This window comes from Streptomyces sp. Xyl84, from assembly GCF_059731885.1.
Genome location: NZ_AP029182.1, coordinates 6,491,672 through 6,514,138, shown reverse-complemented (window position 1 = coordinate 6,514,138; position 22,467 = coordinate 6,491,672). Strand labels below are relative to the sequence as shown.

The following is a 22,467-nucleotide window of genomic DNA, read 5'->3' as shown; positions in this document are numbered from 1 at the left end:
CCCTCTTCCTGGGGGCGCCGGTGCGATGTGATTCTCCTCTTCCGAGCTGATCCGCCGACGCGACCGCCGATCCGGCCGCTCCGCGTCCGGCACAGCAGCTTCCCACCGCCACCTCGCGGGTCCCGACCGCACACCGTGCGCCGCCGGGCCGCCGCACCGCCGTGGCGGTTCCGCCCGCGGCGCCCGGTCCGTACCCGGTCCGGGCCGCGCCCGGCGCACGCCGCGTGGCTCTCCTCTCTCTCCCGCACCTCTTCCCTGCCGTGCGCCTTTGTCCGTGAAAGGACCCCCACCCATGACCGTCGCACTCGACCGTCTCCCGACGGACGCCCAGTCGTCCCCGGCCCCCCGGCTCGTCACCGGTGTCCTGGACCTCGACACCGGCTCGAAGGGCCATCTGCGCGGTCCCGGCCTCCTTCCCTCCCCCACCGACCCGCAGGTCCCCGCCGCCCTCGTCCGCCGCCTTGGGCTGCGCAAGGGCGACCTCGTCGAAGCCGTGCAGGGGGAGGGGCACACCGTCACCGCTGTCGCCCGCGTCGACGGCCGCACCCCGGACGGACTCGGCGGCCGGCGCCGCTTCCACGACCTGACGCCCCTGCACCCGCGCGAACGGCTCCGTCTCGAACACCCGGCAGCCGGTCTCGCCGGGCGGGTGACGGACCTGGTCGCCCCCGTCGGCAAGGGCCAGCGCGGGCTCATCGTGGCACCGCCGAGGACGGGCAAGACCGTCCTGCTCCAGCAGATCGCCGCCGCCGTCACCGGGAACCATCCCGAATGCCGGCTGATGGTGCTGCTGCTGGACGAACGTCCCGAGGAAGTCACCGACATGCGGCGCTCGGTGCGCGGCGAGGTCTACGCCTCCACGTTCGACCGGACGCCCAGGCAGCACATCGCGCTCGCCGAACTCGTCGTGGAGCGGGCCGAGCGGCTGGTGGAGGCGGGTGAGGACGTCGTGATCCTCCTCGACTCCCTGACCCGCCTGTGCCGGGCCCACAACAACGCCGCGGCCGCGGGTGGCCGCACCCTCAGCGGCGGCGTCGACGCGGCAGCGCTGCACGCGCCCAAACGGCTCTTCGGGGCGGCCCGCCTGGCGGAGGAGGGCGGCTCGCTCACCATCCTGGCCACCGCGCTCGTGGAGACGGGTTCGCGTGCCGACGACTTCTTCTTCGAGGAGTTGAAGAGCACCGGCAACATGGAGCTGCGGCTGAACCGCGAACTCGCCTCCCGCCGCGTCCATCCGGCCGTCGACCTCGCCGCCTCCGGCACCCGCCGTGAGGAACTCCTGCTGTCGCCGGCCGAGTTGGCGGCGTCCCGCGGTCTGCGCCGGGTCCTGCAGCACCGCGACGGCCACAGCGGTCTCGAAACCCTCCTGGAGCGGCTGCGCGGCACGCCGGACAACGCCACGTTCCTGCGCCGGATCCAGCCGACCCTGCCGACCGGCCGAGCGACGAGCGACTGACCGGTCGACAGGCCGACGGGACCACGGGCGACGGACCCACCGACCGCTCGGCAGCTCGGCCGGCCGCCCGCTCGGCCGACCGCAGCGCTCGGCCGGCCCACCACACAGCCGACCGCCCGCTCGGCCGGCCCACCGCTCGGCCGGCCCGTTCACCGACTGCGGGGAAGCCGGAGAAGTCCCCTACGACGCGGGCCGCGACCCGAACGGCCGCGCGGGCTGGGACATCCGGGTGTTCGTCGTCCCCGTTCGGCCCCCGGCAAGGTCACGCCTGCCCCGACACGTCCCTACGTTTGCGATATGACGATCGGATTCTCGCTCCGTACTGCCGTGTCGGCCTGCGCCCTGTGCACGGCCGGCGTGCTCATAGTGACCTCGCCGGTGGCGGCGGCGAACCGGACCGGCACGGACCCCGGGGCGCGGGGCCGGCCGAACGCCGCGGTGCCGCAGCCGGCCCTCCTCCAGCACGAGGGCACCCAGGTGCGCCCACGCGCCGGCGCACCCGAGACACCTGACGTCTCCGCCCTGTCGTGGGTGGTGGCCGACGCGGGCACCGGCGAGGTGCTCGCCGCCCACAACGCGCACGAGAAACTGCCGCCCGCGAGCACCCTGAAGACCCTGTTCGCGCTGACCGTGCTGCCCGCCGTCCCCGGCGGTGTCCAGCACACCGTCAGCGCGAAGGAACTGGCCGGGATCGGCGAGGGCAGCAGCCTGGTCGGGGTCGTCGAGGGGCACACCTACCGGGTCTCCGACCTCTGGCACGGGGTGTTCCTCAACTCGGGCAACGACGCCGTGCACGTGCTCGCCGCGCTCAACGGCGGCTGGAACCGGACCGCCCGTCAGATGCAGGCCAAGGCCCGCGCCCTGGGCGCCATGGACACCTATGTGGTCTCGCCCGACGGTTACGACGCCGACGGACAGGTGTCCTCCGCCTACGACCTGGCCGTGTTCGGGCGAGCGGGACTGCGCAACCCGGACTTCGCCCGCTACTGCTCGACGGTCGAGACCTCCTTCCCCGGCAACGACGGCAGCACCTTCGAGATCGCGAACACCAACCGGCTGCTGACCGGCGCCGACGGTGTGACGCCCTACCCCGGGCTGGTCGGCATCAAGAACGGATACACCACCAACGCCGGCAACACCCTGGTCGCCGCCGCCCACCGGGGTGAGCGCACCCTCATCGTGACCGTGATGAACCCCCAGGAGGGTGAGGGCTTCGAGGTGTACGAGGAGGCCCGCGCCCTGCTCGACTGGGGGTTCGACGCCGCCGGCCACGTCGACCCGGTCGGGTCGCTCGACGGACTGCGCCCGGTGGCGCACAGCGCCCAGGTCGTCGTCCCCAGGGCGGCGCCCGCACCGCCGCCCGCACCGCCCTCCGACGACTGGCCGCAGACGGGCGCGATCGCCGGCGCGGCCGGGCTGGGCGCGGGAGCGGTACTGATGGGCCTGCGGCGCCGGTCCAGGCGCCTCGCACGCGGCTGACCCCCGAACCGGCGACGCCCGGCCCCGCCCGGCCCCGGGAACTCGGGCTCACTGACAGGTCACCCGTACTGCCCAGGGCTCACGCGCACCGCGCCGGGATCGGCACGTACTGCCCTGGGCGCCCCCGCACCGGCCGCCCGACGCCTACCGCCCGGGCGCGACGCGAGCCGGGCCGGGCTCCCCCGGCGTCCTCACGGCTCCGCACGCCCGAATCCCCTAGCTAGGCCCTCCTGCACAGGCCGCGGGCCACGGGCCGCACCGCCGCCCCCGCGGGCCCCTGCCCGTCTCCGCGGGCCGCGTGGCACGGCTCGCGGACGCGGGACGGGCCCGGATGTCAGACGCCGGCGGGGGCCGCGGAGCGCTCCGGGTCCGAGTCCGGGCGCGGGTCCGCCTCCGGGTCCAGCGCGCGGACGGGGCGGACGCTGCCGACCGGACGGCCGCCGCCGAGCAGTGTCTCGCCCGCGAACTCGGTGAGCAGGGAGGCTTCGACGCCCGCCCGGACGAGGGCGGCCGCCGCGACCGGTATCCGGGCCCGGTTCGCCCCGTCGGAGATCTTCACGGCGACGGCCCGGCCGTCCGGCAGCGCGGCGACCTGGACCCCTTCGAAGCCGTCCTTGGCCAGCAGTCCGGGCACGGCCCGCATCAGCGCCGCCACGTCCCGGCCGGAGCCGGACGCCATCTCGGCGTGCTCGCGCATCGCGTCGGCCACGCGGGCCTCGGGGGTGCCGGAGACGGCGGTGGTGATCCGGGCGGCGGCCCGGGCCAGGCCGTGCAGGGAGACCGCGAACAGCGGCGCGCCGCAGCCGTCGACGGTGACCTGCGCGACGCGCTGCCCGGTCAGGTCCTCGACGATCTCGGCGACGGCCTGCTGGAGCGGGTGGGCCGGGTCGAGGTAGTCGTGGAGGGACCAGCCGTTGAGCCGGCAGGTGTAGAGCATGGCCGCGTGCTTGCCGGAGCAGTTCTGGGCGAGCCGGGAGGGCAGCCGGCCCTCGCGCACCCAGGCGTCCCGGACGACCGGGTCGAAGGGCAGGTCGGGGACGTTGCGCAGGTCGTCCTCGGTCAGTCCGGCCAGCTCCAGGATCCGCCGGGTGCCGGCGAGGTGACGTTCCTCGCCCGAGTGGCTGGCGGCGGCCAGCGAGAGCAGCTCGCCCTCCAGCGGGAGCCCGGCGCGCACCATGGCGACGGCCTGGACGGGTTTGAGCGCGGAGCGCGGGTAGAAGGCCGCCTCGGGGTCGCCGAGGCCGAAGGAGACCCGGCCGTCGGCGCCGAGGACGACGGCGGAGCCGTGGTGGACGCCCTCGATCACCCCGCCGCGGACGAGGTGGGCGACGGGGACGTGGCGGGGTTCGCGGACGAGGGGTGCCTCGGCGGGAAAGCTGCTGTACATCACTGCCTGGATCACTGGTGGGTGGGTGGCTCGGCCCCGCGCGGGGTTCACGCGTGGGCCGTGGTGGGGGTGTGTGGGGAGCGCACGATGTCGGTGAGGGTCGTCTCGACGCGGTCGAGGTGGTGGGACATGGCCCGCACCGCGTCCTGCTCGCTGCCGGCGACCAGTGCGTCGAGGAGCGCCCGGTGCTCGCGGTCGGACTGTTCGCGCCGGCCGCCCAGCTCGTTGAGGAACGCGGACTGGCGGGCCAGGGCGTCCCGGATCTCCTCGATGACGCGGCGGAAGACGGGGTTCTGGGCCGCCTGGGCGACGGACAGGTGGAACAGGGTGTCCAGCGCGACCCAGGAGGTCGTGTCGGTCTCCTGTTCCATGCGCTCCAGCAGGTGGGTGAGACGGTCGAGGTCCTCCGGCGTGCGCCGGGTGGCGGCGTAGCCCGCAACGGGGATCTCGATGTGCCGGCGCACCTCCATGAGGTGGCCGGCGGTGTAGTCGCCGAAGGTGGGGTCCTCCACCGAGAGGGCGACGACGAAGGTGCCCTTGCCGGTCTTCGAGACGGTCAGGCCCATGGTCTGCAGGGCCCGCAGGGCCTCGCGCAGCACCGGACGGGAGACGCCGAGCGTGCGGCACAGCTCCGCCTCGGACGGCAGTTTGTCGCCGATCGCGTAGGCGCCGCGCTCGATGGCGCCGCGCAGGTGGGTGAGGACCGCTTCCATGGCGCTGACCCGCCGGGGTGCCTGCCCACCTGTCTGGCTGTCTGACAGGTTCACGGAGCGATGGTCCGGCCTGCGGGGCGGGAGTGTCAAGTCCCGCCCCGGCGGTCGCCCCGGCCCCGGCCGTCACGGGCGCTCTCCGGCTTCGGCGGACCGCGCCGGACCTGGCTGCGCCCTCCCGGCCGGGGCCGGTGCGTCCCGGACCGGGCCCGCACCCTCTTGGATCGCCGCCATGGGTCCCGGACCGGGGCTATGCGTCCAGGACGCCCGTCCCCAGCAGCCCGAAGAGCAGCACGCCGACGGCGATCCGGTAGAGGACGAAGGCGTTGAAGGAGTGCCTGGCGACGAACTTCAGCAGCCAGGCGATGGAGGCGTAGGCGACGGCGAACGACACGACCGTGCCGACGGCCAGCGGCGCGGCGCCCACGCCGGCGCCCAGGGCGTCCTTGAGTTCGTACAGGCCGGCGCCGGTGAGTGCCGGGATGCCGAGGAAGAAGGAGAGGCGGGTGGCGGCGACGCGGTCCAGGTCCAGGATCAGCGCGGTGGACATGGTGGCGCCGGAGCGGGAGAAGCCGGGGAAGAGCAGGGCGAGGATCTGCGAGGTGCCGACCAGCATGGCGTCCTTGAAGGAGGTGTCGTCCTCGCCGCGCTTGTGCCGCCCCATCTGGTCGGCGCACCACATCACGCCGCTGCCGGCGATCAGCGATCCCGCGACCACCCAGAGCGAGCCGAGCGGCCCGTCGATCAGCGGCTTGGCGGCCAGCCCCACGACGACGATCGGTATGGTCGCGTAGATCACCCACCAGGCGAACTTGTAGTCGTGGTGGTGGCGCTGCTCGCGGTCGGTCAGGCCGCGGAACCAGGCGGAGACGATCCGCACGATGTCCTTGAAGAAGTACACGAGCACGGCGGCGATGGCGCCGACCTGGATGACGGCGGAGAACCCGACGACGGAGCTGTCGTCGACCGGGATGTCCATGAGCCCCTCGGCGATCTTGAGGTGGCCGGTGGAGGACACGGGGAGGAACTCGGTCACCCCCTCGACGACTCCGAGGACGACGGCCTGACCGACGGAGATGGCGCTCATGGGATCCAGTTCTGGGGATGTTTGGTCGACAGTGTTGTAGACGCTCTGGCGTCGCAGACACACTTACTGCGCCAAGATGAAGTCCCGGTGACGTCCACCCCCTGTCCGTCTGAACTCGCCCCCCGTCACCAGCCGTTCTCGAACATCCGGGTCACCTGCGCGATGCGGTCCTCGTCACGCCGGTAGTAGGTACGGCGGCCGACGCGCCGGGCGCGCACCAGGCCGAGGCCGGCGAGGAGGGCGAGGTGGTTCTCGGTGACCCGGCGGGAGATGCCGAGGCCCGCGGCGACGGACCGTGCGGTCCTGCCGTGCGCCGCGCGGCCGGCGGCCAGGACGCGGGGCGCGCGCCGCCCCGGGGGCGGGACCGGGTCCTTGAGCCACTCCAGGATGGCCAGACGTGTCCGGCCGGCGGGAGTACGCAGCATCTCCGCCTCCTGTCGTGGGCCGCTCACCCGTCCCGTCCTGACGTTTCCCGCCGCGCAGCGGAGCGACCCGTGGTGACCGGGACTCGACGACCGTTGGCCGGTACCGGGCGGCGGAGGCCGGCGCGGGGGGGTGCCTCTATGTCGTTCGTCAAGCGAGGCGTGGGGTTCTGGGTTCGTAGAAGGTGCCGTCGCGGAGCATCGCGAACAGCACGTTGATCCGTTGTCGGGCCAGACGGAGCAGTGCCTGGGTGTGGGTCTTTCCTCTGGCCCGGCATTTGTCGTAGTAGGTGCGGGAGGCGGGATCGTGCAGGGCTGCGAACGCGGACAGGAACATCGCCCGCTTGAGTTGCCGGTTGCCGCCGCGGGGTGCGTGTTCGCCGTGGATCGAGGTCCCGGAGGACTTGGTCGTGGGGGCGAGGCCGGCGTAAGAGGCCAGGTGGGCGGCGGTGGGGAAGCTGGTGCCGTCGCCGACGGTGACCAGCAGTGTGGCGGCGGTCCTGACGCCGACGCCGGGCAGCGACGTCAGGACCTTGGAAAGAGGGTGATCCTCCAGCAGGGCCTCGATCTGGGCTTCGAGTGCCCGTCGCTGTTCGTGGACGGCGCCGAGAGAGCGGGCCAGCGACGGGATGACGATGTCGAGGGTGCCGGTGCCGGGAACGACGACGGTCTGTTCGTCGAGGGCGTCGAAGACGTCGTCGATCAGCCGGGCGGCCATGCGCGGGGCCTTGGGCCGTATGACCTCGACGAGTTTGCGGCGTCCGGCCTTTCGCAGGGAGGCGGGGGATCCGTAGCGTTCCAGCAGCCAGGTGACGGCCTGGTGGTCGAGCCGGGGGCCCAGGACGCGCTCCAGGCTGGGGTGGAACTGGGTGAGCAGGCCGCGGATCCGGTTGCTGGTTCGGGTGGCCTCGGCCGCCAGGTCCTGATCGAAGCCGACCAGCACGGTCAGTTCGGCGGTGATCTCGTCGGTCAGTTCCAGCGAGCGCAGGGTGTGCGGCATCGTCCGTGCGGCGTCGGCGATCACGGCGGCGTCGCGGGCGTCGGTCTTCGCCTCGCCCGGATACAGGTCGGCGATCCGTCGCATGGCCAGTCCGGGCAGGTAGGCGACCTGGCAACCCGTGTCCCGGGCGACCGTGAGCGGGAGGGCTCCGATGGAGGCGGGCTGGTCCACGATGACCAGCACGGTGCCGAACTTGGTCTTCAGCTTGGTGAAGACCTCCCGCAGTTTGGGTTCGGTGTTGGGTAGCTGCTTGTCGAAGACCTTCTTGCCGGCCGGGGTGAGCCCGTGCCCGTGATGGTTCGTCTTGCCGACGTCCAGGCCAAGGAAGACGCCTATCTCGTCGCTGTCGTACAAGCCGTCCTCCCGAACGGATGTCGTGCGTGCTGGCCGGGGCGTTGGCGTCGTGCGCGCATCCACGTTATGCAGACCTGCCACCCGCAAGCGGCCGGGCGTTGCACCAGGCCGGGCGGTAGTCGGACCTCTCATCAGCGTCTCCAACGGCGCCTCTCGGGCCCGGTGGCACCACCCCCCAGGTCATCAGTTCGACAGGGGGGAACAGCCATGCCGAGTCCGGAGGCCAGCGGCCCTCTTGCAGGACCGCGGAAAACATAACGGGGGGGCGTACGCGCGGGAGCAGGCGCGAGAGCGCACCCCCGCGCACAACGGTGCGGCCCGGCACCCTCCGAGTACCGGTCGGCGCCCCGTGCACGATCCCCCCGTGCACGGTCCCGCCTCCCGTGCACCGTCCCGCCCCCGTGCACGGCCGTCCCCCGGGTGTGGCCCGCCCCCCGGACACGGCCCGGCGGCGGTTCAGGCGCGGTCGAGGCGCACCACCCGCACGGCGCCCGCGGGCACCGCGAGCCGGCCCGCGACGGCTTCCCCGGTCAGCAGCTCGGTGCCGGGTGCCTCCAGCGGCACCTTCACGTCGGAGCCGGTGTGGTTGACGGCGAACAGATGGGTGCCCGACGCACCGCTGCGGCGCACCACTTCGACATCGCGGGGCAGTCCGGTGCGCGGCGCGATGCCCGCGTCCTCGGCGGCCCGGCCGAGCACCGTGTCCAGACCGTCCGCGCCGAGGCGGGTGGAGACGTACCAGGCGGTGCCCTCGCCCCGCCGGTGGCGGGTCACGGCCGGGTGTCCCGCGGTGAGCCCGTCGGCGTACGTCCATACGGTCTCGGCGCCGCGCGGCACCACGAACTCCGTCCACACGTCGCCGCCCGGCCCGGGTCCTTCCGGTCCGGTCAGCCGCACCCGCTCGCCCGCCTGCAGCGGGGAGAACTCCTCGACGGTCAGGCCTAGGGCACGTATCGAGTCGTGATCAATCTGCGGGATGTGCCTTCGTGGCATGGTCTGGTCCGGTAGACCGTCGTACGTGACACGAGTGCAACTGACTGACCCGGAGTGGGAGTTCATCGAGCCGTACCTGCCGATTGGCGAGTACGGCCCGTACCCCGAGCGGCTGCGGCAGCAGTTCGAGGGCGTGATCTGGCGGTTCAAGACGGGCGGCCAGTGGCGGGAGATGCCGACAGAATTCGGTGCATGGTCGACCGTCCACAACCGCTTCCGGCAGTGGCGTGACGCCGGGGTCTTCGAGGCGCTGCTGGAGGGCCTGATCGCGGAAGCCGCGAAGCGCGGTGAGGTGGACCTGTCCTTGGTCAGCATCGACTCCACCACCACCCGTGCCCACCACGACGCGGCCGGGATGCACCTCGGTGAGGACGTTGTCACTGCCCTGGAGAAAGCCGCCGCCGAGGAGGAGAAGGCCAGGTCAAAGGGGGCGGCCTCGAAGAACAAACAGGGCAGGAGACCGAAAGCGGTCCCGCGCGGGAAGAACGACGACGCGTCCGGCGTCGGCACAGACTCCGGCTGAAGGCCGCCCTCCTCGGACGCTCCAGGGGCGGACAGACCAGCAAGGTCCACCTCGCCGCCGACCGCAAGTGCCGCCCGCTGGCGTTCATCCTGACCGCGGGCCAGGCAGCCGACAGCCCACAGTTCATCCCCGTCCTGAAGAAGGTGCGGGTGCGCGGGCCCGTCGGCCGCCCCCGCACCCGGCCGGACGCAGTCGCCGGAGACAAGGCTTACTCGTCTCGCGGCAACCGCGCCTACCTGCGCAAACGCCGTATCAAGGCAGTCATCCCGGAAAAGAAGGACCAGGCCGCCAACCGGAAGAAGAAGGGCAGTGGAGGCGGTAGGCCCGTCAGTCACGACACCGGGCTCTACAAGGAACGGAACACCGTCGAGCGGGCGATCAACAGGATGAAAGCATGGCGAGGCATCGCCACCCGCTACGACAAGACCCCGGCGAGCTACCTCGCCGGACTCCACCTCCGGGCCTCCGTGATCTGGATCAAGGACCTCACACGAGCAGCCCCTTGATCACAACCGAATACGCTCCCTAGCACGTCCCGCAGCGGGCCCGGGTAGGCGCCCTCGTGGACGGCGTCGTGCTCGTCGACGATGCCGGAGAAGTACGACACGACGAGGGTGCCGCCCTGCTCGACGTACGCGGTGAGGTTCTTCCCGGCCGCCTGCGTCATCAGGTACAGGGCGGGCACGACGACCAGCGGGTAGCCCGACAGGTCGGCTTCCGGGTGGGCGAAGTCGACGGTCAGGTGACGGTCGTAGAGCGCCTCGTAGAAGGCGTCGGCGCGCTCGCGCGGGTCGTGGTCCTCGCTGGGCCGCCACTGCAAATTCTGCGCCCACCACGATTGCCAGTCCCAGAGCACCGCCACGTCGGCCTCGGTGCGCGTGCCGCGGACGGTGCCCAACGCGTCGACGGACGCGCCCAGTTCGACGACCTCGCGCCACACGCGGGTGCCGGTGCCCCCGTGCGGCAGCATCGCCGAGTGGAACTTCTCGGCGCCGCGCCGCGACTGCCGCCACTGGAAGAACATGGCGCCCTCGGAGCCGCGGGCGACGTGGGCGAGGGAGTTGCGGGCCATCTGGCCGGGTGCCTTGGCGGGGTTGCGGGGCTGCCAGTTGACGCCCGAGGTGGAGTGTTCCAGCAGCAGCCAGGGCGCGCCGCCGGCCACGGAGCGGGTGAGGTCGGCGGCCATGGCGAGGTTGACGTGGGTGCGGCGGCCGTCGGTGATCAGGTAGTGGTCGTTGCTGACCAGGTCGACCTCGCGGCCCCAGGCCCAGTAGTCGACGGAGTCGCACTGGCTCAGGGCGGTCATGAAGTTGGTGGTGACGGGGACGCCCGGTGAGAGGCGGTGCAGGATGTCCCGTTCCGCCGTGAAGTTCTCGCGCATGGTGGCGTCGGCGAAGCGACGGTAGTCCAGGGCCTGGGCCGGGTTGCCGGCCGTGGGGGTGGTGCGGGGCGGGTTGATCTCGTCGAGGCCGGCGTAGCGCTGGCCCCAGAAGGCGGTGCCCCAGGCCTCGTTGACCGCGTCGGCCGTCCGGTACGTGGCCGCCAGCCAGCGGCGGAAGTGGGCGGCGCAGGAGTCGCAGTAGCAGGCGGAGACGGGCACGCCGTACTCGTTGTGGACGTGCCAGAGCGCGAGGGCGGGGTGGCTGCCGTAGCGCTCGGCGAGCCGGGTGGTGATGCTCGCGGCGGCGGCCCGGTAGTCGGGGTTGCTGTGGCAGATCGCGCCGCGGGAGCCGAACTCGTGGCGGGTGCCGTCGGCGGTGACCGGCAGCGCCTCGGGGTGGGCGCGGTAGAACCAGGCGGGCGGGGCGACGGTGGGGGTGCCCAGGTCGACGCGGATGCCGTGGGAGTGCAGCAGGTCGAGGACCCGGTCGAGCCAGCCGAAGTCGTACTCCCCCGGGGCGGGTTCCAGCAGGGCCCAGGAGAAGATCCCGACGCTGACCATGGTGACGCCGGCCTCCCGCATCAGCCGGACGTCCTCATGCCAGACCTCTTCCGGCCACTGCTCCGGGTTGTAGTCCCCGCCGAAGGCGAGCCCGGTGAGGCCCCGGGGGGGTGGTGTCCGGCATGGATCTCTCCCGTTGAGTTCGATCGTCTGAGAACGTACACACACAGATTCAGTGGTGAGATCCCAACATAACCGCACAGCAACAACCATTGACAAGTGTCCAGGATGTTTCTCTACTGTGAACGATCACAGAAGCACCGCGAGCGAGCCGGAGGCGCGCCGCGGAGCAGGCACCGCGGGTCTCCACGCGAGGTGGGGCCCCAGGTCAGGGGAGACATCCATGCCGAACACGAAGCGCCACCGCCTCGTGGCCATGTCCGCAGCCGTCGCGCTCGGAGCCACCGCACTCGCCGGCTGCGGGTCGTCCGAGGACGGCGCCCGGGCCGGGTCCGGGCCCGTCTCACTGACGTACTGGACGTGGACACCCGGCATGGACAAGGTCGTCGCCCTGTGGAACGAGGGCCCGGGCAAGAAGGACGGGATCACCGTCACGGTCAAGCGCCAGGCGTCCGGGGACACACTGGTCACCAAGATCCTCACCGCGCACAAGGCGAAGAAGGCCCCCGACCTGGTCCAGGCCGAGTACCAGGCGCTGCCCACCCTGGTCAGCAACGACGCCCTCGCCGACATCTCCGGGCAGACCGGTGACATCAAGGGCAGGTTCGCCGCGGGCGTGTGGCAGCAGACCACGCTCGGCACCGACGCGGTCTACGCGGTCCCGCAGGACATCGGGCCGATGATGTTCTACTACCGCGCCGACCTGTTCAAGAAGTACGGGCTGAAGGTTCCGGCCACCTGGGAGCAGTTCGCCCAGACCGCGCGGGACCTGCGGAAGAAGGCCCCGGACAAGGCGCTGACCACCTTCTCGGCCAACGACTCCGGCCTGTTCGCGGGTCTCGCCCAGCAGGCCGGCGCCAAGTGGTGGACCACCTCGGGCGACAGGTGGAAGGTCGCCGTCGACGACGCGGCGACCCGGAAGGTCGCGAAGTTCTGGGGCGACCTGGTCGAGGAGGGCGCCGTAGACAACCAGCCGATGTACACCCCGGCCTGGAACAAGGCACTGAACACCGGCAAGCAGATCGCGTGGGTCAGCGCGGTGTGGGCGCCGGGCACGCTCACCACCGCCGCCCCCGACACCAAGGGCAAGTGGGCCATGGCCCCGCTCCCCCAGTGGTCGCCCGGCCAGGACGTGACCGGCAGCTGGGGCGGCTCCTCCACCGCCGTGACCACCGACTCCGGGCACAAGGACGCCGCCGCGAAGTTCGCCGCCTGGCTGAACACCGACCGCGACGCCCTCAACGCGCTGGCCAAGGAGGGCGGCATCTACCCGGCCTCCACCTCCGCCCAGCTCTCCGGCGCCTTCACCGAGCCGCCCGCGTACTTCTCCGGCCAGGCCGACTTCTACACCGAGGCCGCCGACATCGCGAAGACCACCGCGCCCTCCGCGTGGGGCCCGAACGTGAACGTCGCCTACACCTCCTTCAAGGACGCCTTCGGCGCCGCCGCCAAGAACAGGTCGGACTTCCTCGCCGCGCTCGCCACCATGCAGGAGGCCACGGTCGCCGACATGAAGAAGCAGGGCTTCGAGGTCGCCCGGTGACGAGCACGGCCCGCCGGGGGCGCCGTGGGGTGAAGGGCGCCCCCTACGCCTTCCTCCTCCCCGCCGCCGCCCTGTTCCTGCTGTTCTTCGCGCTGCCCATCGGCTACGCGGTCTGGCTCAGCCTCCACAAGGTCCACGTGTCCGGGCTCGGTCTGGGCTCCGGGGCCCGCAAGGAGGTCTGGGCCGGCCTGGAGAACTACACCGACGCCCTCACCGACAGCGAACTCCTGCACGGGGCGCTGCGCGTCCTCGGGTACGGCTGCATCGTGGTGCCGGTGATGCTGGGCCTGGCCCTGCTGTTCGCGCTGATGCTCGACACCGAGAAGGTACGGCTGGCCCCCTTCACCCGGCTCGCCGTCTTCCTGCCGTACGCCGTCCCGGGCGTGGTCGCGGCGCTGCTGTGGGGCTTCCTCTACCTGCCGGACGTCAGCCCCTTCTCCTACGTCCTCGGCAAGCTGCACCTGCCGCAGCCGGACCTGCTCGACGGCGGACCGCTCTACCTCGCCCTGTCGAACATCGCCGTCTGGGGCGGCACCGGCTTCAACATGATCGTCATCTACACCTCGCTGAGGTCCATCCCGGCCGAGGTGTACGAGGCGGCGAGACTGGACGGCTGCACCCCGCTGCAGACCGCGCTGCGGATCAAGATCCCCATGGTGGTCCCTTCGCTGGTGCTGACGTTCTTCTTCTCGATCATCGCCACGCTCCAGGTGTTCAACGAGCCGACCACCCTCAAACCGCTCACCAACTCGGTCAGCACGACGTGGAGTCCGCTGATGAAGGTGTACCAGGACGCCTTCGGCAAGGGCGACGTCTACGCGGCTGCCGCCGAGGCGACGATCGTCGCCCTGGCCACGCTGGTGCTGTCGTTCGGCTTCCTGCGCACCGCGAACCGCCGCAACAAGCAGCAGGAGGCACGATGAGCACGCTCACCGTCCGCAAGGCGGCCCCGGCCGCCGGCACCACACCCGGGACGGCGCAGGGCCCGCCGCTGCGCCGCAGGATCGGGCTGGTCCCCACCGTCACCCTGCTGCTGGGCGCGGTGTACTGCCTGCTGCCGGTCGCGTGGGTGGTGATCGCGGCCACCAAGTCGGGCCGGGAGCTGTTCTCCACGTTCACGTTCCTGCCGGGCAGCGGCCTCGCCGGCAATCTCAGGGACCTCGACGCCTACCGGGACGGCATCTACTGGAAGTGGATGGCCAACTCGGCCCTCTACGCCGGGGCCGGCGCCCTGCTGTCGACGGCGGTGTCGGCCCTGAGCGGCTACGCGCTCGCCGTCTACCGCTTCCGGGGCCGCGAGAGCGTCTTCAACGTCCTGCTCGCGGGTGTCCTGATGCCGCCGGTGATCCTCGCCGTCCCGCAGTACCTGCTGCTGGCCAAGGCGGACCTGACCGACTCCTACCTCTCCGTACTGCTGCCGCTGGTGCTGTCCCCGTACGGGGTGTACCTGGCCCGCATCTACGCCTCCGCGGCCGTGCCCGCGGACGTGGTGGAGGCCGGGCGGACGGACGGTGCCGGCGAGTGGCGGATCTTCACCCGGATCGCGCTGCCGATGATGGTTCCCGGCCTGGTCACGGTGTTCCTGTTCCAGTTCGTGGCCGTCTGGAACAACTTCCTGCTGCCGTACATCATGCTCAGCGACGACGCCAAGTTCCCGATCACGCTCGGCCTGTACACCCTCCTGGAGCAGGGCTCCAACACCCCGGCGCTGTACACGCTGGTCATCACCGGGGCGTTCCTCGCGGTGGTCCCGCTGATCGCGCTCTTCCTGGTCGTCCAGCGGTTCTGGAGTCTCGATCTGCTGTCCGGAGCCGTAAAGTCATGACCATGAGCAATGCGGGGGGCCGGCGCAGACCGCCGACGATCCATGACGTGGCGCGCGAGGCCGGAGTCTCCCGGGGCACCGTCTCGCGCGTGCTCAACGGCGGGCACTACGTCAGCCCGGCCGCGCGCGAAGCGGTCGACGCGGCCATCCGCAGGACGGGTTACGTCGTGAACCGGCACGCGCGCTCCCTGATCACCGGCCGCTCGGACTCCGTGGGCTTCCTGCTCACCGAGCCGCAGGAGCGGTTCTTCGAGGACCCCAACTTCAACGTCCTGCTGCGCGGTTGTACCCAGGCGCTGGCCGCGCACGACGTCCCGCTGCTGCTGATGCTGGCCGGGACCGAGGACGAACGGCGGCGCATCATGCGGTACATCACCGCCGGGCACGTCGACGGGGTGCTGCTGGTCTCCAGCCACTCCGGGGACCCCGTCGCCGAGCAACTGCGCGCGGCGGGCGTGCCGTTGGTGGCGTGCGGCAAGCCGATCGGGCTCGGCTCCAAGGTGAGCTACGTCGCCGCCGACGACCGCGACGGCGCCCGCGACATGGTGCGCCACCTGCTGTCGCTGGGACGCCGGCGGGTGGGCGTGGTGACCGGGCCGCTGGACACCCCCGGCGGTGTGGAACGCCTCGCCGGGTACAAGGAGGTGCTGACGGAGGTCGGCACAGGCGTCGACGAGCGGCTGATCGTCTCCGGGGACTACAGCCGGGCCAGCGGCGAGGCGGGCGCCGCGCTGCTGCTGGAGCGGGTGCCGGACCTGGACGCGGTGTTCGTCGCCTCCGACCTGATGGCGCAGGGCGTGCTGAGCGCCCTGCGGCGGGCGGGCCGCCGGGTCCCCGAGGACGTGGCGGTCGGGGGCTTCGACGACTCCCCCGCCGCGCTGGCCGCCACCCCGGAGCTGACGACCATCCGCCAGCCCTGGGACCGGATCAGCGCCGAGATGGTGCGGGTGCTGCTCGCGCAGATGAGCGGCGAGGACCCGGCGGCGGTGATCCTGCCGACGGAGCTGGTCAGGCGCGGCTCGGCGTAGCGGGACGGGAGGCGCGGGGCGCGGCGGGACCGGTCAGGATCCGAGAAGCCGTCCCGCCCTCCCCCGCCCTACGGTGGAACCACCGACGCACCCGTCGGGTCCGGCCCACCAGCGAGGAGCCCACCATGACCACCGGCCTCAACACGATCGTCTACCCCGTCAAGGACCTGGCCCGCGCCAAGTCCCTGTTCGGCGCCCTGCTCCAGGTCGAGCCGTACGCCGACGAGCCCTACTACGTCGGCTACAAGGCGGCCGGCCAGGACGTCGGCCTCGACCCGAACGGCCACGGCAAGGGCATGACGGGCCCGGTGCCCTACTGGCACGTCGACGACATCCGGGGCCGTCTGGCGGCGCTGCTGGAGGCGGGCGGCGAACTGCTCCAGGACGCGCAGGACGTCGGCGGCGGCCGGATGATCGCCTCGGTGAAGGACGCCGACGGCAACCTCGTCGGGCTCATCCAGGACGCGTGAGCGGCGGGCGGCCGCCCGTCGGCGGACGCGGACGCCCGCCCCGGCCCCGCGGGTCAGCCGCGCGGGCGGCCCAGCAGGGTGCGCACGCCCTCGGAGGTCAGCGTCAGGCCGTGCGGGGAGCTGGCGTCTATGGTGAGCGACAGATCGTCGGCGGGCCACTGGGAGGCGAGGGCGCCCAGGGGCACCAGACGGTACCGGGAGATGAAGGGCAGCAGCTCGGACATCTCCAGTTCCGAGGTGAACACGGGCACCACCGGCACTCCGCCCGGCTGCTCCAGGACGGGCAGGGCCACCGCCGAGGGGTCGGTGGCGTCCTCGTCGCTGACGTCGTCCGGCACGGGCACCAGCACGTCGCTGCCGGCCAGCGTGTCCAGTGCGCCGGTGTCCTCCGCGTTCTCGGCGAGCACGTCCAGTGCCTGCTGGGCGGGCGTGGCGGTGTGGTCGTTCGAGGGTGTGTCCATGGCAGGTCCCTGGTCGCGGCGGTCGGGGGGCCCGTCCGGGCGCTGCGCCCTGGCACGGTTCTGCTCGCGTACCCGGCCACGCACCGCGCAATCGTCCCGGTCACGGAATTCCGGGTGCCCGGCATGACCGGGCGGCGGCCCCGCCGCGCACCGTCACGAGCCCGGTCCGGGGGATGGGCGGGGAGCGGGTGAAGGACGGAAGAGGGCCCTCCGCGGCACACGGCGCGGAGAGCCCGGTGGGGCTCACTTCCGAACCCCTGAACGCCCGGGTATCCAGTGCGGCGGGGGCGATTCGCGGTGTCGGCGGGCGTCAGACTCCGTCGGGGCGCGGGCGGACCCAGTCCAGGGACCGTTGGACGGCCCGCTGCCAGTTCTCGTACTCCCACGCCCGCCGCTCGGGGGGCATCTGCGGGATCCACTGCCCGGCACGGTGCCAGTTGCGCCGCAGCACCTCCAGGTCGGCCCAGTAGCCGACGGCGAGCCCGGCCGCGTAGGCCGCGCCGAGCGAGACCGTCTCGGAGACCAGGGGCCGCACCACGGGGACGTCGAGCACGTCGGCGAGCATCTGCATGAGCAGGTGGTCGGAGGTCATGCCGCCGTCCACCTTGAGCTGCTTGAGGGCGAGACCGGAGTCGGCGTTCATGGCGTCGACCACCTCACGGGTCTGCCAGGCGGTGGCCTCCAGGACCGCGCGGGCCAGGTGGCCCCTGGTGATGTAGGAGGTGAGGCCGACGACGACGCCCCGCGCGTCGCTGCGCCAGTGGGGGGCGAAGAGTCCGGAGAAGGCCGGGACGATGTAGCAGCCCCCGTTGTCCTCCACCGTGCGGGCCAGCGTCTCGATCTCGGGGGCGGTGCTGATCATGCCGAGGCGGTCGCGGAACCACTGCACCAGTGACCCGGTGACCGCCATGGGTCCTTCGAGGGCGTAGACCGTGGGCTCGCCCGCGATCTTGTACGCGACGGTGGTGAGCAGCCCGTTGCGGGAGCGGACCAGCTCGGTGCCGGTGTTCATGAGCAGGAAGCTGCCGGTGCCGTAGGTGCACTTGGCCTCGCCGGGCGAGAAGCAGGTCTGCCCGAACAGGGCCGCCTGCTGGTCGCCGAGGGCGGCGGTGATGCGGACGCCCGGGAGCAGGGCGCGGGCCTCGCCGTAGCTCTCGGCGGAGGAGCGGATCTCGGGCAGCAGGGCGCGCGGCACGCCGAAGAAGTCCAGGAGTTCCGGGTCCCAGGTCAGGGTGCGGATGTTGACGAGCATGGTGCGGCCGGCGTTGGTGGGGTCGGTGATGTGCAGGCCGCCGTCGGTGCCGCCGGTCAGGTTCCAGATCAGCCAGCTCTCCATCGTGCCGAACAGCACGTCGCCGTTGCGGGCGCGTTCCTCCAGGCCCTCCGTGTGCTCGAAGAGCCATCGGATCTTGGGCGCGGAGAAGTAGGTGGAGGCGGGCAGGCCGCAGCGGTCGAGGAAGAACTCGTCGCCGGGCCGGTCGCGGAGCGCGTCGACGAGCGGTGCCGTGCGGGTGTCCTGCCAGACGATCGCCCGGCCCAGCGGCGCCCCGGTCCGCCGGTCCCACAGGACGGTCGTCTCGCGCTGGTTGGCGATCCCGATGGCGGCGACGGCCCCGGCGTCCGCACCCGCGTTCCGCAGCGCCTCGGGCACGATGCGCTGGACGTTGCGCCAGATCTCCACGGCGTCGTGCTCGACCCAGCCGGGGCGGGGGAAGTACTGCTGGTGCTCGCGCTGGGAGACCGCGCACAGCCGTCCGCTGTGGTCGAACAGGATGCACCGCGTCGACGTGGTGCCCTGGTCGATGGACATCACATACCGGTCAACCATGGTCGGTCCTGCCTTCCGGTGCGTCGCGCGGGTGCGGAGACCTGTCGGGGGCCTGCGGGTGCCTGACAGGAGAGGCCTACCGGGGTCTACCAGCGGCCCGCTCCCAGGTCCCGGGAAATCGCCCGTGCGGCCTCCCGGAGCAGGGCGGTCAGGGCGGGCAGCGGCCTGCCCCTGGGGTCGCAGATCCTCTCGACGGGGCCGGACAGGCAGATGGCGCCCACCACCAGGCCGCCGTGCCCGCGGATCGGCGCCGCGATCCCCGCGTCGCCCATCGCCATCTCCTGGACCTCCGCGCCCCAGCCGACCTCGCGGATCTCGGCGAGCGCCCGGTCCAGGTCCTCGCGCACGACGAGGGTGTGCCGCGTGTACGCCTCCAGGCCGTCCGCGGGCAGGGGGCCGAGGGTGGCGGTGCCGAAGGCGAGCAGGACCTTGCCGAGCGAGGAGGCGTGCAGCGGCAGCAGCGCGCCGACGTCGAGGGTCTGCAGGGTGTCGTCGGGCCGGAAGACGTGGTGGATGACGAGGACCCGGCCCTCCAGCGGCGTGCCGATGCGCACCGCCTCGCCGCTGCGGGCGGCCAGCGCGTCGGCCCAGTTGATCGCGCGCGAGCGCAGTTCGTTGACGTCGAGGTAGCTGGTCCCCAGATGCAGCAGTGCCGCTCCGAGCTGGTACTTTCCTGTGGTCTCGTCCTGTTCGACGAAGTCCACGTGCTGCAGGGTGCGCAGGATGCCGTGTGCGGTGCCCTTGGCGAGGCCGAGGGACGACGCCACCTCCCCGAGCCCCAGTCTGCGGGGGCCCCCGGCGAGGAGGCGCAGGATCGCCGCGGCTCGTTCGATGGACTGGACGGGTCCGGCCATGGGGCGATATTAGCCCTGTTTGTCCCGCTCAGGACTGTTGTTCGGTAATGCCGACCGCGGTTCATTGACCTGCGGGGCTTTTGTTCCTTAGCGTGACACGTCGCGCCCGGACGGCGGGCGGCGGCACCTGCCGGAGGAGGAAGGCACATGACCGTAGCGCAGCTCGACGCCGCGCCCCACGGGGAAGTCGACCACGCCTTCCCCCTGCTGCACACGCCCGGGGCGGTGTCGGCGGTACGCCGTCGCGTACGCCGCCTGCTGGGCGGCTGGGACCTGCCCGCCGACGCCGCCGACGACGTCCTCCTCGTGGTCTCCGAGCTGGTCACCAACGCGCTCGTGCACGCCCGGCCGCCCGCGACCCTGCGGCTGTGGCGGGTCCCCGTCGACGGCCGCGGCGCGGTCCACGTGGAGGTGAGCGACCCGGGCCCCGCGGCTCCCTGCCCGCCCGGCTCGGCCCCCGACCCCGACGAGCACGGCCGCGGCCTGGGCATCGTCACCGCGCTGTCGGCCCGGTGCGGCGTCAGGGCGGACGACGCCGGGACCAGCCGCTGGGCGGAGGTCCTGGCGGGCTGAGCGGCGCCGAGCCGCCCGCGGGCGCGCCCGGACCGCTTCCGTCCGGCGGCACCCACCGCCCGCCGCCCGGCTTGACCAGCGCCGTCGCGGGGCCGACCGTGGCCACAGGGGTGTGTCGGTCCCTGGAGGTGCCGTGAGCGCGTCGGCTGAACCGCGGGTGGCGGGTCTGGAGACCCGGTCGATCGACTACGTGCCCCTGGACGAGCGGCACGGCAAGCTGTGGCACCTGGGCCCCCTGTGGTTCATGTCGAACGCGCAGATCGCCACCCTGGCCGTGGGCCTGATCAGCATCACCGGGGGCGGCAACCTCCTCTGGTCGCTCCTGGCCATCGTCGCGGGCACCCTCGTCGGCACCTTCTTCATGGCGTTCCACTCGGCCCAGGGCCCGCAGCTGGGGCTGCCGCAGATGATCCAGTCCCGGCCCCAGTTCGGTTACGTCGGCGCCCTGCTCGTGTGGCTCTTCGCCTATGTGCAGTACGCGGGGTTCAACGTCTTCAACACGATCCTCGCCGGGCAGGCCCTGCACGCCACCCTGCACGGCGGCGTCAAGCTCTGGGTGCTCGTGGTCACCGTGACCGGGCTGGTCGTCGCGCTGGTCGGCTACGACGTCATCCACAAGGCCGAGCGCTTCCTGACGTACACCTTCCTGGTCGTCTTCGGGATCTTCACCGTGGGCGTCCTGGTCAACCTGCGCTACCCGGCGGGCTCCTTCGACCCGGGCGGCTTCCGGTGGACCCCGTTCCTGGCCCAGTTCGGCGTGGTCGCCGGCTACCAGATCAGCTGGGCCATCTACGTCTCCGACTACTCCCGCTACCTCCCGCCCGACGTCACGGTCCGCAAGACCTTCTACTGGACCTACGCCGGCTCCGCGCTCGGCGGCATCTGGCTGATGGTGCTGGGCTCGCTGCTGGCGGCCTGGGCGGGCCGGGACTTCGACACGATCCGGTCGATCGACGCGGCCGGCGACACCGTGTTCACCGGCTTCGGCGCCGTCGTGCTGCTGTTCGCCGCGCTCGGCCTGGTGTCCGTCACCGCGCTGAACCTGTACGGCGGCTCGCTGACGCTGATCAGCGGCATCGACTCGTTCCGCAGGGTGCGCCCGACGCTCTCCGTGCGCCTGGTGACCCTGGGGGTGACGGCGGCGCTCTCCCTCGTCGGCGCGCTCGCCGCGACCTCGCACTTCCTGCGCAACTTCAACGACTTCCTGCTGCTGGTCCTCTACCTGTTCATCCCGTGGACCGCGGTGAACCTCATGGACTACTACGTCGTGCGCCGCGGCCACTACGCGGTCGCGGAGATCTTCGACCCGCACGGTGTGTACGGCCGTTGGGGCCGGCAGGGGATCGTCTCCTACCTCGCCGGGTTCGCCGCCATGGTGCCGTTCTTCTCCGTCGGCACCCTCTTCGTCGGACCGGCCGCGAAGGCGCTGGGCGGCGCGGACATCTCCCTGTTCATCGGGCTGCCCGTCTCCGCGCTGCTGTACTGGTGGCTGACCCGCTCCCTCGACGTTGCCGCCGAGCAGCGGCTCGCCGAGGCGGAGGCGGCGGAGCTGGACCGCGCGGCCCACGAGCACCGCGAGCCCTGACGGGGGTCGCCGCCCCGACGACTCCGACGCCGTGGCCCGCGCTCCGCCGGCGAACCGGCCAGGGCGCGCCCGCCCCGTCTCGGCCCCAGGGGCGGACGCTGCCGCCCGGCTCCGGGCGGGGTGCCCGGGCGCCCGGTGGTCCGGGCCCGTGCCTGGCTGCTGGCCGCGCAGGACACCGCCTCGGTCGCCGGGGGCGGGGCCGTCCCGCTCACCGGGCCGCAAGGGCTCGCCCCCTGGCCGATGACGGACCACTGGCCCGGCGGCTACATCGCCTCACTCGACGTCCGTCCCGTCGGCCCGCCGCGGCCCGGCCGCGCGACCGTCTGGGTGTCCACCCCGCTCGCCCTGGTGGCCGGGGAGCCGTGCAGCCCGCTGGCCTCCTACCTGGCCCTGGTCGACACGGCCAACGGCATCGCCGTACGCGAGTCGCCCAAGGTCCTGTCGTCACATTCCCGTCGTCCGCCCGGAGGGCGGGCCTCGCGGCGTCAGGTGCGTGCTCTCGGCGTGCCGGGCCCTGACCCTCGTACCGGACGTACTCGGGTCTGGGCCCGGTGCGGCGAGAGTGCGTGCATGGCGTCGCGAGGCAGGCGGGAATTCGACGACAGGGCCAAGGCGTGGATCTTTCCCAACGTCGACCTGACCGTGCACCTGCACCGCCGGCCGGAGGGGCGCTGGACCGGCCTGGACACCACCGTCGTCTTCGGTCCGGCCGGCCAGGGGATCACCAGTACGGTGCTGCACGACGTGCACGGCCCGGTCGGCCACGCCCAGCAGATCCTCACCGTGCGGCCCGTACCGGGCGCCTGACCCGGCCCGGCCGGGGCCCG

The 22,467-nt window shown here is 72.4% G+C and carries 18 protein-coding genes and 3 pseudogenes; 11 read left to right on the top strand and 10 right to left on the bottom strand.

Annotation, left to right across the window (positions count from 1 at the left end):
- Positions 1-292 precede the first annotated feature (292 nt).
- Positions 293-1,456: a transcription termination factor Rho gene (rho, locus tag AC6I72_RS28360; protein WP_498003972.1), complete on the top strand. Its 1,164-nt coding sequence runs from the start codon at positions 293-295 to the stop codon at positions 1,454-1,456.
- Positions 1,457-1,753: 297 nt separating this feature from the next.
- On the top strand, positions 1,754-2,935 hold the full coding sequence (locus AC6I72_RS28355; RefSeq protein ID WP_498003971.1) for a D-alanyl-D-alanine carboxypeptidase family protein: 1,182 nt from the start codon (positions 1,754-1,756) through the stop codon (positions 2,933-2,935).
- 334 nt (positions 2,936-3,269) lie between these two features.
- Here AC6I72_RS28355 and AC6I72_RS28350 read toward each other — a convergent pair whose 3' ends face one another.
- The 6 genes and pseudogenes from AC6I72_RS28350 to AC6I72_RS28325 form a co-directional block, all read right to left on the bottom strand.
- Positions 3,270-4,322, bottom strand: a complete 1,053-nt coding sequence (locus AC6I72_RS28350; protein ID WP_498003970.1) for an asparaginase — start codon at positions 4,320-4,322, stop codon at positions 3,270-3,272.
- A 47-nt stretch (positions 4,323-4,369) separates the two neighbouring features.
- Positions 4,370-5,089 (bottom strand): FadR/GntR family transcriptional regulator, encoded by a 720-nt coding sequence (locus AC6I72_RS28345; protein ID WP_498003969.1) that lies wholly within the window; start codon positions 5,087-5,089, stop codon positions 4,370-4,372.
- Positions 5,090-5,282: 193 nt separating this feature from the next.
- Positions 5,283-6,119, bottom strand: a complete 837-nt coding sequence (locus tag AC6I72_RS28340) for an undecaprenyl-diphosphate phosphatase (protein WP_498003968.1) — start codon at positions 6,117-6,119, stop codon at positions 5,283-5,285.
- 125 nt (positions 6,120-6,244) lie between these two features.
- Positions 6,245-6,544 carry an ArsR family transcriptional regulator gene (locus AC6I72_RS28335; RefSeq protein WP_498003967.1) on the bottom strand — a complete coding sequence of 100 codons (300 nt, stop codon included), beginning with the start codon at positions 6,542-6,544 and terminating at the stop codon, positions 6,245-6,247.
- Between the two features lie 148 nt (positions 6,545-6,692).
- Positions 6,693-7,895 carry an IS110 family RNA-guided transposase gene (locus AC6I72_RS28330; RefSeq protein ID WP_498003966.1) on the bottom strand — a complete coding sequence of 401 codons (1,203 nt, stop codon included), beginning with the start codon at positions 7,893-7,895 and terminating at the stop codon, positions 6,693-6,695.
- Positions 7,896-8,351: 456 nt separating this feature from the next.
- A pseudogene (locus AC6I72_RS28325) lies at positions 8,352-8,840 on the bottom strand (beta-galactosidase trimerization domain-containing protein); the annotation flags it as partial.
- Between the two features lie 73 nt (positions 8,841-8,913).
- Here AC6I72_RS28325 and AC6I72_RS28320 point away from each other — a divergent pair.
- A pseudogene (locus tag AC6I72_RS28320) lies at positions 8,914-9,917 on the top strand (IS5 family transposase).
- A gap of 17 nt (positions 9,918-9,934) precedes the next feature.
- Here the strand turns inward: AC6I72_RS28320 and AC6I72_RS28315 are convergent.
- Positions 9,935-11,477 (bottom strand): annotated as a pseudogene (locus tag AC6I72_RS28315) (beta-galactosidase); the annotation flags it as partial.
- Between the two features lie 219 nt (positions 11,478-11,696).
- Between AC6I72_RS28315 and AC6I72_RS28310 the strand changes: the two are divergent.
- The 5 genes from AC6I72_RS28310 to AC6I72_RS28290 all read left to right on the top strand — a co-directional run bounded on the left by AC6I72_RS28310 (position 11,697) and on the right by AC6I72_RS28290 (position 16,339).
- A complete protein-coding gene (locus AC6I72_RS28310) occupies positions 11,697-13,016 on the top strand; it encodes an ABC transporter substrate-binding protein (RefSeq protein ID WP_498003965.1) in 1,320 nt (439 codons plus the stop codon).
- On the top strand, positions 13,013-13,939 hold the full coding sequence (locus AC6I72_RS28305; protein WP_498003964.1) for a carbohydrate ABC transporter permease: 927 nt from the start codon (positions 13,013-13,015) through the stop codon (positions 13,937-13,939). The genes AC6I72_RS28310 and AC6I72_RS28305 overlap by 4 nt, the downstream gene beginning before the upstream one ends.
- Complete coding sequence (locus AC6I72_RS28300; protein ID WP_498003963.1) at positions 13,936-14,841, top strand: carbohydrate ABC transporter permease; 906 nt, start codon at positions 13,936-13,938, stop codon at positions 14,839-14,841. Before AC6I72_RS28305 ends, AC6I72_RS28300 begins: the two co-directional genes overlap by 4 nt.
- A complete protein-coding gene (locus AC6I72_RS28295; RefSeq protein ID WP_498003962.1) occupies positions 14,838-15,869 on the top strand; it encodes a LacI family DNA-binding transcriptional regulator in 1,032 nt (343 codons plus the stop codon). Before AC6I72_RS28300 ends, AC6I72_RS28295 begins: the two co-directional genes overlap by 4 nt.
- 125 nt (positions 15,870-15,994) lie before the next feature.
- Positions 15,995-16,339, top strand: coding sequence for a VOC family protein (locus tag AC6I72_RS28290; RefSeq protein WP_498003961.1), 345 nt, complete (start codon positions 15,995-15,997; stop codon positions 16,337-16,339).
- A gap of 53 nt (positions 16,340-16,392) precedes the next feature.
- On the opposite strand, the gene AC6I72_RS28285 is transcribed toward AC6I72_RS28290, so the two are convergent.
- The 3 genes from AC6I72_RS28285 to AC6I72_RS28275 all read right to left on the bottom strand — a co-directional run bounded on the left by AC6I72_RS28285 (position 16,393) and on the right by AC6I72_RS28275 (position 19,482).
- Positions 16,393-16,800: an SseB family protein gene (locus AC6I72_RS28285; protein WP_366726745.1), complete on the bottom strand. Its 408-nt coding sequence runs from the start codon at positions 16,798-16,800 to the stop codon at positions 16,393-16,395.
- A 310-nt stretch (positions 16,801-17,110) separates the two neighbouring features.
- On the bottom strand, positions 17,111-18,628 hold the full coding sequence (gene glpK, locus AC6I72_RS28280; RefSeq protein ID WP_498003960.1) for a glycerol kinase GlpK: 1,518 nt from the start codon (positions 18,626-18,628) through the stop codon (positions 17,111-17,113).
- Between the two features lie 86 nt (positions 18,629-18,714).
- Positions 18,715-19,482 carry an IclR family transcriptional regulator gene (locus tag AC6I72_RS28275; protein WP_498003959.1) on the bottom strand — a complete coding sequence of 256 codons (768 nt, stop codon included), beginning with the start codon at positions 19,480-19,482 and terminating at the stop codon, positions 18,715-18,717.
- A gap of 147 nt (positions 19,483-19,629) precedes the next feature.
- Between AC6I72_RS28275 and AC6I72_RS28270 the strand changes: the two genes are divergently transcribed.
- The 3 genes from AC6I72_RS28270 to AC6I72_RS28260 all read left to right on the top strand — a co-directional run bounded on the left by AC6I72_RS28270 (position 19,630) and on the right by AC6I72_RS28260 (position 22,447).
- A complete protein-coding gene (locus tag AC6I72_RS28270) occupies positions 19,630-20,055 on the top strand; it encodes an ATP-binding protein (RefSeq protein WP_498003958.1) in 426 nt (141 codons plus the stop codon).
- A 133-nt stretch (positions 20,056-20,188) separates the two neighbouring features.
- A complete protein-coding gene (locus AC6I72_RS28265; RefSeq protein WP_498003957.1) occupies positions 20,189-21,640 on the top strand; it encodes a purine-cytosine permease family protein in 1,452 nt (483 codons plus the stop codon).
- Positions 21,641-21,775: 135 nt separating this feature from the next.
- A complete protein-coding gene (locus tag AC6I72_RS28260) occupies positions 21,776-22,447 on the top strand; it encodes a thioesterase family protein (protein WP_498003956.1) in 672 nt (223 codons plus the stop codon).
- Positions 22,448-22,467 lie beyond the last annotated feature (20 nt).

Excerpts from the sequence above, each read along its gene's own strand:
- glpK (WP_498003960.1), bottom strand. The coding sequence starts at position 18,628 with ATGGTTGACCGGTATGTGATGTCCATCGACCAGGGCACCACGTCGACG.
- rho (WP_498003972.1), top strand. The coding sequence starts at position 293 with ATGACCGTCGCACTCGACCGTCTCCCGACGGACGCCCAGTCGTCCCCG.
- AC6I72_RS28300 (WP_498003963.1), top strand. The coding sequence starts at position 13,936 with ATGAGCACGCTCACCGTCCGCAAGGCGGCCCCGGCCGCCGGCACCACA.
- AC6I72_RS28355 (WP_498003971.1), top strand. The coding sequence starts at position 1,754 with ATGACGATCGGATTCTCGCTCCGTACTGCCGTGTCGGCCTGCGCCCTG.
- AC6I72_RS28340 (WP_498003968.1), bottom strand. The coding sequence starts at position 6,119 with ATGAGCGCCATCTCCGTCGGTCAGGCCGTCGTCCTCGGAGTCGTCGAG.
- AC6I72_RS28275 (WP_498003959.1), bottom strand. The coding sequence starts at position 19,482 with ATGGCCGGACCCGTCCAGTCCATCGAACGAGCCGCGGCGATCCTGCGC.
- AC6I72_RS28270 (WP_498003958.1), top strand. The coding sequence starts at position 19,630 with ATGACCGTAGCGCAGCTCGACGCCGCGCCCCACGGGGAAGTCGACCAC.
- AC6I72_RS28290 (WP_498003961.1), top strand. The coding sequence starts at position 15,995 with ATGACCACCGGCCTCAACACGATCGTCTACCCCGTCAAGGACCTGGCC.
- AC6I72_RS28310 (WP_498003965.1), top strand. The coding sequence starts at position 11,697 with ATGCCGAACACGAAGCGCCACCGCCTCGTGGCCATGTCCGCAGCCGTC.
- AC6I72_RS28350 (WP_498003970.1), bottom strand. The coding sequence starts at position 4,322 with ATGTACAGCAGCTTTCCCGCCGAGGCACCCCTCGTCCGCGAACCCCGC.
- AC6I72_RS28335 (WP_498003967.1), bottom strand. The coding sequence starts at position 6,544 with ATGCTGCGTACTCCCGCCGGCCGGACACGTCTGGCCATCCTGGAGTGG.
- AC6I72_RS28285 (WP_366726745.1), bottom strand. The coding sequence starts at position 16,800 with ATGGACACACCCTCGAACGACCACACCGCCACGCCCGCCCAGCAGGCA.
- AC6I72_RS28295 (WP_498003962.1), top strand. The coding sequence starts at position 14,838 with ATGACCATGAGCAATGCGGGGGGCCGGCGCAGACCGCCGACGATCCAT.